General features: G+C 57.5%; 12 protein-coding genes. All 12 read left to right on the plus strand.

Annotated elements, in window-relative coordinates; translation table 11 throughout:
• The first annotated feature begins 73 nt into the window (after positions 1–73).
• The 12 genes from ACOZ42_RS07200 to ACOZ42_RS07255 all read left to right on the plus strand — a co-directional run bounded on the left by ACOZ42_RS07200 (position 74) and on the right by ACOZ42_RS07255 (position 12572).
• A complete protein-coding gene (locus tag ACOZ42_RS07200; RefSeq protein WP_207307409.1) occupies positions 74–1249 on the plus strand; it encodes a muconate/chloromuconate family cycloisomerase in 1176 nt (391 codons plus the stop codon).
• Positions 1250–1317: 68 nt separating this feature from the next.
• Entirely contained in the window at positions 1318–2253 is a 936-nt protein-coding gene (catA, locus tag ACOZ42_RS07205) for a catechol 1,2-dioxygenase (RefSeq protein ID WP_003801229.1), read from the plus strand.
• A 124-nt stretch (positions 2254–2377) separates the two neighbouring features.
• Positions 2378–3073 carry a 3-oxoacid CoA-transferase subunit A gene (locus ACOZ42_RS07210; RefSeq protein ID WP_426345750.1) on the plus strand — a complete coding sequence of 232 codons (696 nt, stop codon included), beginning with the start codon at positions 2378–2380 and terminating at the stop codon, positions 3071–3073.
• Positions 3070–3768, plus strand: coding sequence for a 3-oxoacid CoA-transferase subunit B (locus ACOZ42_RS07215; protein ID WP_003801224.1), 699 nt, complete (start codon positions 3070–3072; stop codon positions 3766–3768). The genes ACOZ42_RS07210 and ACOZ42_RS07215 overlap by 4 nt, the downstream gene beginning before the upstream one ends.
• Positions 3765–4568, plus strand: a complete 804-nt coding sequence (gene pcaD / locus ACOZ42_RS07220; protein ID WP_301607319.1) for a 3-oxoadipate enol-lactonase — start codon at positions 3765–3767, stop codon at positions 4566–4568. The genes ACOZ42_RS07215 and pcaD overlap by 4 nt, the downstream gene beginning before the upstream one ends.
• Before the next feature lie 33 nt (positions 4569–4601).
• A complete protein-coding gene (gene catC / locus ACOZ42_RS07225) occupies positions 4602–4877 on the plus strand; it encodes a muconolactone Delta-isomerase (protein ID WP_003801221.1) in 276 nt (91 codons plus the stop codon).
• Positions 4878–5165: 288 nt separating this feature from the next.
• Positions 5166–6347 carry a benzoate/H(+) symporter BenE family transporter gene (locus ACOZ42_RS07230; protein ID WP_426345751.1) on the plus strand — a complete coding sequence of 394 codons (1182 nt, stop codon included), beginning with the start codon at positions 5166–5168 and terminating at the stop codon, positions 6345–6347.
• On the plus strand, positions 6344–7606 hold the full coding sequence (locus ACOZ42_RS07235) for a GTPase (protein WP_426345752.1): 1263 nt from the start codon (positions 6344–6346) through the stop codon (positions 7604–7606). Before ACOZ42_RS07230 ends, ACOZ42_RS07235 begins: the two co-directional genes overlap by 4 nt.
• Positions 7606–9147, plus strand: coding sequence for a dynamin family protein (locus ACOZ42_RS07240; RefSeq protein ID WP_426345753.1), 1542 nt, complete (start codon positions 7606–7608; stop codon positions 9145–9147). Before ACOZ42_RS07235 ends, ACOZ42_RS07240 begins: the two co-directional genes overlap by 1 nt.
• Before the next feature lie 365 nt (positions 9148–9512).
• Positions 9513–10355: a ZIP family metal transporter gene (locus tag ACOZ42_RS07245; RefSeq protein ID WP_426345843.1), complete on the plus strand. Its 843-nt coding sequence runs from the start codon at positions 9513–9515 to the stop codon at positions 10353–10355.
• A 291-nt stretch (positions 10356–10646) separates the two neighbouring features.
• Complete coding sequence (locus tag ACOZ42_RS07250) at positions 10647–11261, plus strand: ABC transporter ATP-binding protein (protein WP_059317711.1); 615 nt, start codon at positions 10647–10649, stop codon at positions 11259–11261.
• Between the two features lie 201 nt (positions 11262–11462).
• The gene (locus tag ACOZ42_RS07255; RefSeq protein ID WP_426345754.1) at positions 11463–12572 is read left to right on the plus strand and encodes a class II histone deacetylase; all 1110 of its coding nucleotides are present in this window, start codon (positions 11463–11465) and stop codon (positions 12570–12572) included.
• The last annotated feature ends 37 nt before the right edge of the window (positions 12573–12609 follow it).

A 12609-nucleotide genomic window follows, 5' to 3' on the forward strand; every position in this document is an offset into this window, starting at 1 on the left:
TATACCTGTAAGGTATGGAACTAGACCTATTTAGTCTTGGAAAGAGCAGGGCTGATTCGTGTTCAATCAAGGCATGGAACACACGCAATCTTCTCAACTATTAGCAGCGCCGGCCCTGATCGAGCGGGTGGAGACTTTGCTGCTGGATCTGCCCACGATCCGACCTCATCAATTGGCGATGACGACCATGCAAGGCCAGACCTTGATGCTGGTGCGTTTGTATTGCTCGGACGGTTCGGTGGGGGTGGGCGAGGGTACGACCATCGGTGGTCTGGCCTATGGCGCGGAATCGCCCGAGGGTATGAAGCTGGCCATCGACACCTATTTCACCCCTTTGCTGCTGGGAGCCAATGCCAATGCGGTGCCGGCCATCATGGCTCGTCTGAACACGGCGATTCAGGACAACCGTTTTGCCAAGAGTGCGGTGGAAACGGCGCTGTTTGATGCCCTGGGCAAGCGTGCCGGTCTGCCGGTTTCGCACCTGCTGGGCGGCCGCATGCGCGACAGCCTGCCTGTTGCCTGGACACTGGCGTCGGGTGACACCGCCAAGGACATTGATGAGGCCGAGCGCATGTTGGCCCAGGCACGTCACCGTATTTTCAAACTCAAAATTGGTCGTCGTCCCGTCAAGGATGATGTGGCGCACGTGGCTGCCATCAAGAAGGCGTTGGGCGATCGCGCCGAAGTGCGTGTGGACGTGAACATGGCCTGGAGCCCCTTGCAGGCTCAGCATGGTTTGGCTGGTCTGGTGGATGCAGCTTGCTCCTTGGTGGAGCAGCCGGTACGACGCGCCGAGGCGATGGCTGAGCTGAAAGGCCGCTTTCCGATTGCTTTGATGGCCGATGAGTCCCTGACTGGCCCGGCCTCCGCCTTTGCGCTGGCACGCGACGGTGCAGCGGATGTGTTTGCAATCAAGATTGAACAGTCTGGCGGTTTGCGGGCTGCCATGCAGGTTGCGGCCATTGCTGAAGCAGCGGGGATTGAGCTGTATGGCGGCACGATGCTGGAAGGGGCGATCGGCACGATTGCGGCGGCTCATGTGTTTGCCACCGTCAACCAGTTGCAGTGGGGCACGGAGTTGTTCGGGCCTTTGCTCTTGACCGAGGAAATTCTGGCAGAGCCACTCAAATACAGCAATTTTGAATTACAGATACCTCAAGGGCCGGGTTTGGGTATCGTACTGGACGAGGATCGTGTCCAGTATTTCCGTCGCGACAGGACACACGTCAGTGTTGGCTCGGCTGCCTAGGCGCATCGGCAAGCCAGTCGTAGCGGCGTTGCTGGGAACACTTTTTTCAGGATATTAGGAGACATAGAATGAGCGTTAAGATTTTCGATACCCCCGATGTACAGGACTTCCTGCGTTTGGCCTCGGGCCTGGATCAGCCCGGTGGCAATCCACGCGTCAAGCAGATCATGCACCGCATCATCAGCGATCTGTTCAAGACCATTGAAGATCTGGAAATCACCAACGACGAATACTGGGCGGCGATCGCCTATCTAAACCGTTTGGGCACCGCCAGCGAAGCGGGCCTGTTGTCCCCCGGTCTGGGCTTTGACCGTTTCCTGGACATGCGCATGGATGCGCTGGACAAGGAACTGGGTCTGGACAACGGGACCCCCCGTACCATTGAAGGCCCCTTGTACGTGTCGGGCGCTCCGGTGGAGCACGGTTTTGCCCGTCTGGACGACGGTTCCGATACCGCGGGTGAAACCCTGATCATGCATGGTGTGGTCGCGGGTGCGGATGGCAAGCCAATTGCGGGTGCCCAGGTTGAAGTCTGGCACGCCAACACGAAGGGTTTTTACTCCCACTTTGACCCCACTGGCGAGCAACAAGCTTTTAATATGCGTCGCACCATCATTACCGATGAGAATGGTCGCTACAAATTCCAGAGCATTGTGCCCAAGGGTTACGGCTGTCCTCCCGATGGCCCAACCCAAGGCTTGCTCAACGAGCTGGGCCGTCACGGCAACCGTCCTGCGCATATTCACTTCTTTGTGACGGCTCCCGGCCACCGTAAACTGACCACGCAGATCAATATTGATGGCGATCCGCTGGTGTACGACGACTTTGCCTATGCCACCCGTGAAGGTCTGGTTCCGCCCCTGACCGAGCAGACGGACCCCGCCCGCATCGCGGCTGAAAACCTGGATGGTCCTTTTGCAGAGATCGTGTTTGATATTGCCTTGACCCCGCTGGTCGACGGTAAGGACAACCAGATTGTGAATCGTCCGCGTCTGGCCGCCTAAGTTCTGCATCAGTCCAGCGCCCGCGTTTACTTGTTAAACGGGGCGTTGGGCTGATTTGTTTTTGCTGTGCCTGACGTCAGGGCTGAGCCCATCCGTAGCGTCAGCGCTTTATACGGAGAACGGAGTGATCGATAAACAGGTAAGCAGTGTTGCACAGGCTTTGCATGATGTGCAGGACGGCGCCACGATTCTGGTCGGTGGTTTTGGAACGGCTGGCATACCCACGGAGCTGATCGACGGTTTGATCGAGCAAGGCGCTCGCGACCTGACCATCGTCAACAATAATGCAGGTAACGGCGATGTGGGGCTGGCGGCCTTACTCAAGACTGGCCGGGTCCGCAAGATTATCTGCAGCTTTCCCCGTCAGGCAGACTCCTGGGTATTTGATGATCTGTATCGCAGTGGCAAGATCGAGCTGGAGCTGGTGCCGCAGGGCAATCTGGCCGAACGGTTGCGCGCTGCTGGTGCAGGCATCGGCGGCTTTTTTTGCCCTACAGGCTATGGTACGGAATTGGCCAAGGGCAAGGAAACACGTTTGATCAACGGACGCTGGCATGTCTATGAAGAGCCCATTCACGGCGATGTCGCCCTGATCAAGGCCGAACGGGGAGACCGTTGGGGGAATTTGACTTACCGCATGGCGGCGCGCAACTTCGGTCCGGTCATGGCGACGGCGGCGCGCACCACGATTGTCAGTGTGTTCGAGCTGGTTGAGCTGGGTCAGCTGGACCCTGAAACCATCGTGACGCCGGGCATTCATGTGCGTCGCGTCGTGGTGGTGCCACGCAGTCGCACAGAAGCAGGCGGGTTCAAGGCATGAATGGACAGAGCATGAAAGAGGACAGCATGACACTCAGTTATCAACGTCGCAGCAAAGACGAATTGGCGCAGCGCGTCGCCCGGGACATTCATGACGGTGCCTATGTGAATCTGGGTATTGGCATGCCGACGTTGGTCGCCAATCATTTGCCCGCTGGCGTGGAAGTCGTTTTGCACAGTGAGAACGGTATTTTGGGCATGGGCCCGGCACCGGCTGCCGGTCAGGAGGATTACGACCTGATCAATGCGGGCAAGCAGGCGGTGACTCTCCTGCCCGGGGGCGCATTTTTCCATCATGCCGACAGTTTCGGCATGATGCGGGGCGGTCACCTGGATATTTGTGTGCTGGGTGCTTTCCAGGTGTCGGCCACGGGTGATCTGGCCAATTGGAGTACCGGCGAACCGGGCGCGATCCCAGCGGTCGGCGGTGCCATGGACCTGGCGATTGGCGCCAAACAGACTTGGGTCATGATGGATGTGTTGACCAAGCAAGGTGCGAGCAAGCTGGTGGAGCATTGCACCTATCCCCTGACGGGGCTTGCCTGCGTCAAACGCGTTTACACCGATCTGGCTACCTTGGCCTGCACGCCGGACGGTTTGCAGTTGATCGATCTGGTGCCCGGTTTGACCCATGACGCTCTGGAGGAAATGATTGGTTTGCCCATCGCCCCAGCTGCGCGGGAAGAAGAGCAATGACAGGCAGCACTGGCATCTTGAATACCGCACAGGGCATGTTCCGCGTCAGCGTGCAAGGCGATCCGCTGGCTCCGGCCCTGATTCTGAGCAACTCCCTGGGCACCACACACGAGATGTGGGACCCACAGGTGGCCGGTTTCGCCCAGTCTTATCGCCTGATTCGTTATGACACTCGTGGTCATGGCGGCAGCCCGGTGACTCCTGGCCCATACTGTTTCAAGGATTTGGGGCGTGATGTGCTGGCGATTCTGGATGCGCTGGATATTGAACGCGCTGCGTTTTGCGGCCTGTCCATGGGGGGGCACACCGGTTTATGGTTGGGGGTGAATGCGCCGGAGCGCTTGAATGCGTTGATCGTGTGCAACAGTGCGGCCAAGATTGGTACCGCCCAAGCCTGGCAGGAACGCGCCGAGGCGTTGCGTCAAGGCGGTGCCGCTCAGATGCGTACCTTGGCCGATTCGGCGCCGTCGCGCTGGTTCGGTGAGGCCTTCATCCAGCAATCGCCGCAGTTGGTCAAAGCCATGCAGGACGCACTGGCCAAGCTGGACCCCCTGGGTTATGCCGCTTGCTGTGATGCCTTGGCCGAGTCGGATCTGCGTGATCAGATCAGCCGTATTGCGGCACCGACGTTACTGGTCGCGGGCCAGTGGGACCCGGTTACAACGGTTGCCGATGCCCAGGCCATGCAAGCCCGTATTCCTGGTTCCACCGTGGCGGTCGTACCGGCCTCGCATCTGTCCAACCTGGAAGCGCCCGAAGCCTTCGAGCGTGCCGTACTGAATTTTTTAGCCCAGGCCTAAGTGCCCGAGCGCTTGTTTTTAGAAAGGAACACCATGCTTTATCTGGTACACATGATTGTTGATATCCCTGACTCCCTGCCGGCCGAAGAGGCTGCTCGCATCAAGGCCGAAGAAAAAGCCTACTCGCAGGATCTGCAACGTTCTGGCAAGTGGCCGCATATCTGGCGTGTGGTGGGTCAGTACGCCAACTACAGCGTGTTCGATGTAGAGAGCAATGAAGAGCTGCACAATCTGCTCAGTGCCTTGCCCTTGTTCCCCTATATGCAGATCAACGTGACACCCTTGGCCACCCACCCGTCGGCCATTTAAAACCTGACTGTCCTATACGGCTCAGAATATGGCTGCCTTGCGGACACCTTGCTGGTCCGGAGGCGGCCAGCGATAAGAAGCATGCCCGTGCCATACTTTTGCCCTGTGCCCTGCTGTGGGGGGTGACCACAAGAAGATCTCCCGCGTGGTGCTTTGGGCTTGCGGTTGCTTGGCAGGGCGTTTGTTCCTGGGGACGGGCCAATAATAAAAAAACCAGGCTGCGATCCCAGCACGGCCTAGGGCCGTGTCCGTTGACTATGCTGATAACCCGTCTGGGGAGACAAAACGATGGGATTGAAAACTGGTTCGGCATCCGTTTGGGTGGCGGGGTTTTTGTCGGTCTTGATTGCCTATGCCGGACCCTTGCTGATCTTTATCCAGGCCGCACAGGTCGGACGAATTGCCCAGGCAGAGCTGATTTCCTGGGTTTGGGCCATTTCCATAGGTGCCGGCCTGAGCGGCTTGGTCCTGAGTGCGTGGTTAAAGCTGCCCATTATTACCGCCTGGTCTGCACCGGGCACGGCCTTGCTGTTGACCCTGTTTCCCGGCATCACCATGCCCGAAGTGGTGGGCGCGTATCTCAGCGCCGCCCTGATTATCGTCCTGATTGGTTTGAGCGGTGGATTTGAGAAGATTCTCTCTTTTATTCCTAAAGGAATCGCCGCCGGCATGATGGCCGGTATTTTGTTGCAGTTCGGGCTGGCGACGTTCCAGGCCAGTGGCGAAATGCCCGCTATCGTGCTGGTGATGGTGGCGGTGTATGTGCTGGGCAAACGCCTCTTGCCGCGTTATGCGATTGTCCTGGTGGCCTTGTCGGGATTCGGGATGGCAATGCTCAGTGGGCAGGTGCAACTGGACGCTTTTGAGTTGGCGGTGGCCAGCCCGGTCTGGATCAGTCCCGCATTCAATATCGCGACCCTGCTCAGTCTGACCTTGCCCCTGGTGCTGGTCAGTTTGACAGGCCAGTACCTGCCCGGCATGGCGGTACTGCAATTGGCCGGCTATCCCACACCGTCACGCCCCATTCTTGTCGGCACGGGTTTGGCCTCGATAGGGATGGCCTGCTTTGGCGGCATCACCACCGTGTTGTCCTCGATTACTGCGGCCTTGTGTACTGGCAAGGATGCCCATCCCGATCCAGGCAGGCGTTATATGGCCGGTGTCGCCAATGGCGTGTTTTATCTTTTGGGCGGCACCTTTGCCGGCTCAATTGTGTATTTGTTTACTGCCTTACCCGCCTCGCTGATCGCGGCGCTGGCCGGTCTGGCACTGATTGGAGCCATTGTGGCCAATATGCGGGCAATGACCAGTGAGGATGCTTATATCGAGCCGTCTGTCATTACGTTTTTGACAAGCGCCTCGGGCATGAGTCTGTTTGGGCTGGGTGCCGCCTTTTGGGGCGTGGTCTTTGGCCTGCTGGCCTATTGGGTGCTGGGCTCTGGCAAAAATGAGAAAAGGAAGAGACTATGAATCAGTTGGCAGTATCCCTCGATCATGTCTGGGACGCCGTGTTGGCCGTGCTGCCGCAGCGCCGCTGGGACCTGGACCGTCTGCGCGTCCTCCTCCAAAAAGAGGTGCCGCCCACCGTGACCGTGGTCGGCAAATACAATCACGGCAAAAGCCGTTTGCTCAATGAGTTGATGGGCAGCGATATTTTCAATGTGGCCGACCGTCGCGAAACGATTTCGCTGGCCGAGCATGTGCATGAAGGTGTGCGCTGGTTGGACGCACCGGGTCTGTACGCAGACGTGGCCTTGCAAGATGATGCGCTGGCTCGCGAGGCGCTGGGTTTGCAGGCTGATATCCGCCTCTTTGTCCACGCAGCCAAAGAAGGTGAGCTGGACGCGTTGGAAAGCAGCTTGTTGCAGGAGTTGGCCGCAGATCACCAGCGTTCGCGGCGTCAGACTCTGTTGGTGATCAGCCAGATCGACCAATTGGCCGACGAGCAGCAGCAAGAGAAAGTGCTTGATTCGATTGCACAGCAATGCCCAGGCTGCTTGCTGCACCCCGTCTCCAGCACCCGTTATCGTCAGGGCCGCGACGGTGGCAAGCCGCGCATGCTGGAGAAAAGTGGCATTCTGGCTTTGCAGGCTTCTTTGGAAGCCGCCTTGAAGCGTGTGCCGCAAGCCCGCGAGTTCGAGCGCGACGCCTTGCTGACCGAGCTGACGCAAGAATTGAGCGCCTTGCAGCAGATGCAAGAGCAAAGTCTGCACAGCCTGCAGCAGACGCAAAGGCAGCAGCATATTGATTTTGTTGAGGGTTTGCGCAAGGTTCTGGAAGGCATCGAGAAGGATCTGGAACCGCTGGTCAATGCCGCGGGGGTGGACCATTCGCTGGTGCCGGATACGGCCGAATTCGGCTTCAAGATGACAGCGGGCAAGCAAGAGCGTGCCCGGTTGCAGATCGCCTATTCGCGTGCGTGTATTGCGATCAATGGTCATCTGGTGGAATACGGTGCCGTGGGTTTACCTGCAGCGCAACAGACCTCGGTGCGCAGTATGGACACCGTCATGATTGCGGTGATGGGTGTGTCGGTGAAGTACCGTGCCGATCTGCGCCGCATCTTCTGCGAGCAGGCCGGGCGCGACAAACTGGTCCAGGATTTCACGCATTATTTTGAGATTTCGGATGGCCGCAGGGCGTTGGAAGCACAGATCGAGACAAGCCAGAAACAGCTTCAGCAGACCCGCCAGGCTCTGGAGGAATTGGCGCTCTTGGAGGGGGGCTGATGTCAGTGGAAAGCATCCTTATCCGGGCAATCGCCGATCTGCAGCCTGCCTGCCAGGAAAGTCAGCCCGGTATTACCAGAATGGAACAGTGGTTGACGGAATTGGAGCAAGCCACCTTGACCCAGGTCTTGTCCGACACTGGATTGCATGAGCAGGGGACTTTGGCGCGCGCGGTCGGGCATTTGAACCAGCAGCTACAGGAACACCGGGCAGGCTGGGCGACCTCGTGGACTGCGTTGATACCAGCGCAAGAGCTGGCGGAGCATTTCCGCGACCGTATCATGCTGCTGGTGTTCGGCTCCTTTAATGCCGGGAAAAGTTCCTTGTGCAACTTCCTTGCCGAGCGGTTTCGCCGTCATGGGCAGCGTGTGGATTTTTTTCGTCTGGAAAAGGGGCAGTTGCAGGCCATGCCCGAGGGTTTTCAGGAAGGCGCTACAGAAACCACCGTGGCCTTGCAAGGCGTTTGTCTAGGCGACAAGCTGGTCTTGCTCGATACCCCCGGCCTGCATTCGGTCAATGCCCATAACGCGGCGTTGACACAGCAGTTTCTGGAAAGCACGGATGCACTTTTGTGGCTGAGCAGTTCCAGTGCGCCGGGGCAAGTTCATGAGCTGGAGGGTCTGCGGGTGGAATTGCGCCGCAACAAGCCTTTGCTGCCTGTAATTACCCGCAGTGATCGCATTGAGGAAGATGAGATCGACGACGAGATCGTCAAAGTGCTTTGCAACAAGACAGCTGATAATCGTCAACTGCAAGAAGAGGACGTCATGACGCGGGCAGCGCAGGCCCTGAGCTATTGGGGGCTGGACAGGGATGTGCTCAAACCGGCTGTGTCCCTGTCTGTTCACATGGCGCGCAGCCAACAGGATGAAGAGCAGGGGTTGGAGCAGGCGGGGTTTGCACGTTTATACGTGGCACTGCAAAACATGCTGGAGCCCGCTTTGGCCTACAAGCGACGCAAACCTGCTGAACTGCAATTACATCATCTAGAAGAGGCTATTCTGGAGCCCTTGACGGTGGAGATGGAACAGGCCGCTGCCCGACTGCATCAACGTATCCAAGAGCAAAGGCTTGTTTTGCAGGATGCCGTACACCTATTGGCCGAAGGTAGCTGGCGGCGGGTGGTGCCCCAATTGCCTGCAGTGCTTGAACAACATGCGGCCCAGCAAGATGTGGCCGCCGTGCGTAACGATCTCGCCCAGAATCTGGGCAAGGAATTTGCCGAGTTAAGCCGGACTACCCTGGCGAACTTTCAGCTGTCGCAGCCAGACTTGCCGACGCTGAATCTGCCTGCTCATATAGGCTATGACGTTTTCCAGGAGCCGGGGGGAGGGCAGGCGCCACTGATCGACTACAACCGCCTGTACATCAGCTTGAGTGAGGCGGTGATGAATAGCGCCCAAGAGAGGGCGGTACAGGTGGTGGAGCAGGCTGAACAACGCCTGGAGCAGCTCACGCAGGAGCTGATTCAATTGGAAAACGCCGTGGCTGAGCGGGTCCAGGCCTTGGAGGCGATCAAACAGGATGTACAAACAGCGTGAGGCAGCATTAATTCGGTTTAGCATCGCACTATAAAGTACAAAAAGCAGGCTGGATTGCCATCCAGCCCCACGCTGATCGCATCGATTGTGGTTTATTTGTTGAAGTGCTAATGAGAATTGTTATTGTTTCTGTTTTTGTATTTTAAATCGCAGATGAAGTCGCTATGATGGTTGATACGGCATCCATGCCTTTGCAGGAGCGGTTTTGCAGCTCTTTGCGTCTGTCAGAGGCATACCTGGATGGCGTCATTTTCTGGGGGTGCATGGCGATGAAACTGAAATCAAGTCTCTATTTTTCGCCCAATAAGGGAATATCGCCGAACTGGCGCCAACACTTGCGCCTGTGGGTTGGACTCATCATTTCCATGGGGGGCGTCTGGGCGATCTGTCATCAGTTCTGGTTGTACGCGCAAGATCACCCGGTGGTTTTACAGGCCCTGGTAGGAGGCTCCATCGCGGCACTGGCTACGGCGCTAGGCACCATACCCGTCATGTTTTCTCAAACCATGTCGCAGCGCACGCAAGATACGCTGTATGGTTTTGGGGCGGGGGTGATGTTGGCTGCCTGTGCCTTTTCGCTGGTTTTGCCGGGGCTGGAAGCGGCAAAGCAACAGCAGGTGTTTGGCCCTGGCGCCTGGGGGGCGGGTTTGGCTGTCGGCTTGTCAATCCTGCTGGGCGCTGCTGCTTTAATGCTGCTGGATCGTATCCTGCCTCATGAGCATTTCATCAAGGGGCGTGAAGGTTCGAGCCGCTCCTCCTCGGCTACCATGCGTCGAGCTTGGCTGTTTGTCATCGCCATTACCTTGCACAACTTCCCGGAAGGCTTGGCGATTGGGGTGGGATATGTAGGTAATGAAGGCGTACGTGCCAATGCCTTGGCCACAGGGATTGCCATTCAGGACGTGCCTGAAGGGCTGGTGGTAGCGCTGGCTTTGCTGGCGGCGGGATACAGCCGTACGTTTGCGGTGGTTCTAGGCATGGCCAGCGGTCTGGTTGAGCCCTTAGGGGCGGTGCTCGGTGCCGTTGCTGTCAGCAGTTCGCTGATGCTGCTGCCTTTTGGTTTAGGCTTTGCCGCCGGTGCCATGCTGTTTGTCATCAGTCATGAAATTATTCCGGAATCACACCGACAAGGGCATGAAAGCTTTGCAACCGGCGGTCTGATGATAGGTTTTGTTTTGATGATGTTGCTGGATACTGCATTGGCTTAGGTGTGGCCATGCGGGAAAAAATTGCCTGAACAAGCCGGCTTTGATTCAGGCTATTTTCTGGCTTTGGCTACAGAGCTGAGCATGGCGGTCCGCCCCGCTTTTGTTCGACACGGCCCTTGCCCCATAGCCGGTGACTCCCGCATGACCAAGGCACGGCAGGCAGTCCAAACAGCCGCCCATAAAGCCCTATACTAAAGCCCCTGTTCGGGGTAGTGCCCGACTTGTTTTTCATCCCGCCCCGTCAGCGCATCTTGTAACTGTCCGGGCGCTTCTTTGGCAGTGATTTCCAGCATGCTACGCATAGACAATCTCAGTAAAAACTATGGTGACTATCCCGTTTTCAAGGGACTGACTCATACATTTCAGCCAGGCTGCGTGGCGCTCTGTGAAGAAGACAGTACCGGCAAGTCCACCTTGCTGAACATCATCGCTGGCTTGCTCGAACCAGATACGGGGGAAGTGTGGGTAGATGGGCATTCGCTAATGAAAGCCCCCCGACGAGCACGCGCCCGCATGGCGTATGTGCCCGACAACTGCATGTTGTTTCCGTCTCAGACTGGCCGAGCGCTGCTGGAGCAAATCGCCACAGAAAAGCAGACCCACGTGGATGACACTGTACTGGATCTGGCCTGTCGCTTGGGCTTGGAACCGCACCTGGACAAGCGCTTTGAGCAGATGTCGACCGGAACGCGGCGCAAGGTGTTTCTGACGGCGGCCGCCTTAGGTGACCCGGCTGTAATCATTGCTGATGGCCCGAGCAATGGCCTGGATATGCAGGCTCGTGCTGCCTTGGCTGAACAGTTTCAGATCTGGTCACACGATCGTGTTGTGCTGTTCGCCAGCTACGATGCCGAGTTGGTTGAGGCATGCAGCGCAAGAATAATCAATGTTGCAGAGCTGGTTTAAGCCTTGGCCATTGCGCGTCGTCTATACATACATCAGCTCAACGAGAGAGGCAGAAATCACCCACGGCAAACGAGTGTCCTCTGCCTTTTTTGCCGTGAGGGCTGTCTGATCAGTTTATAAATTCGGCAATCCTACGGATTCGTTCTGTTGTCTAAATCCCTACTATGGTTGTGCCACACAAACCAAAATAAAGGAGACGACATGGCAACAGGATACATCTGGAATACGCTTTACGGCTGGGTGGATACTGGTACGGGCAGTCTTGCATCGGCCAATCTGGGAGCTCGTTTACAGCCGATCAGCCACCACCTGGCTCATCCTGATACGAAGCGCCGCTTTCACGAACTGGTTTGCGCCTCCGGTCAAATTGATCATCTGACCAGCATCCAGGCCAAGCCGGCACGCGACAAGGATATTTTGCGTGTTCATACGGCCGAGCATCTGGAAAACATGAAACGCGTCAGCGCCTTGCCCACCGGGGGCGACACGGGGGACGGTATTACCACCATGGGCAATGGCGGGCTGGAAATTGCCATGCTGTCTGCGGGTGGCGCCATTGAGCTGGTCAAGAAAGTGGTCAGCCGTGAAGTCAGCAACGGCTATGCGCTGGTCAATCCTCCCGGCCACCATGCACCCCGTGCCGGGGCAATGGGTTTTTGCATTTTCAATAATACCTCGGTAGCGGCGGCCTATGCCCGCGAGGAGCTGGGTCTGGATCGTGTCGCGATTCTGGATTGGGACGTGCACCACGGGAATGGTACGCAGGATATCTGGTGGAATGACCCTTCTGTTCTGACCATTTCCCTGCACCAGCATCTGTGCTTCCCGGCCAATAGCGGCTTCACGACTGAGCGCGGTGAGGGTGAAGGCCTGGGCTACAACTTGAACATCCCCCTGCCTCCTGGCGGCGGGAATGCCGCTTACCTTTATGCTATGGAGAAAGTGGTGCTGCCTGCGCTGCGGAGCTACAAGCCGCAGCTGATTATCGTGGGCTCGGGTTTTGATGCCAGCATGATGGACCCCTTGGCGCGCATGATGGTGACAGCGTTCGGTTTCCGCCAGATGGCGCGTCAGATCATCGACTGTGCCGAAGAGGTTTGTGAAGGCCGTATCGCTTTTGTGCAGGAAGGGGGTTACAGCCCACATTACTTGCCATTTTGCGGCCAGGCCGTGATTGAAGAACTGACCGGGGTACGCACGCTGGCTGATCCTTACGCGGAGTTCCTGGGAGGGATGGGCGGCGACACGCTCTTGGATGCGGAGCGCGCTAGCGTGGATGAAGCCGCAACCTTGTTGAGTGGACTGCGTTAATTCCTGAAGTGCCTGGCTGGACCGGCATCCCGGACTG

Source organism: Alcaligenes sp. HNGD-HTN06 (assembly GCF_049932565.1).
GTDB lineage: Bacteria > Pseudomonadota > Gammaproteobacteria > Burkholderiales > Burkholderiaceae_B > Alcaligenes > Alcaligenes ammonioxydans.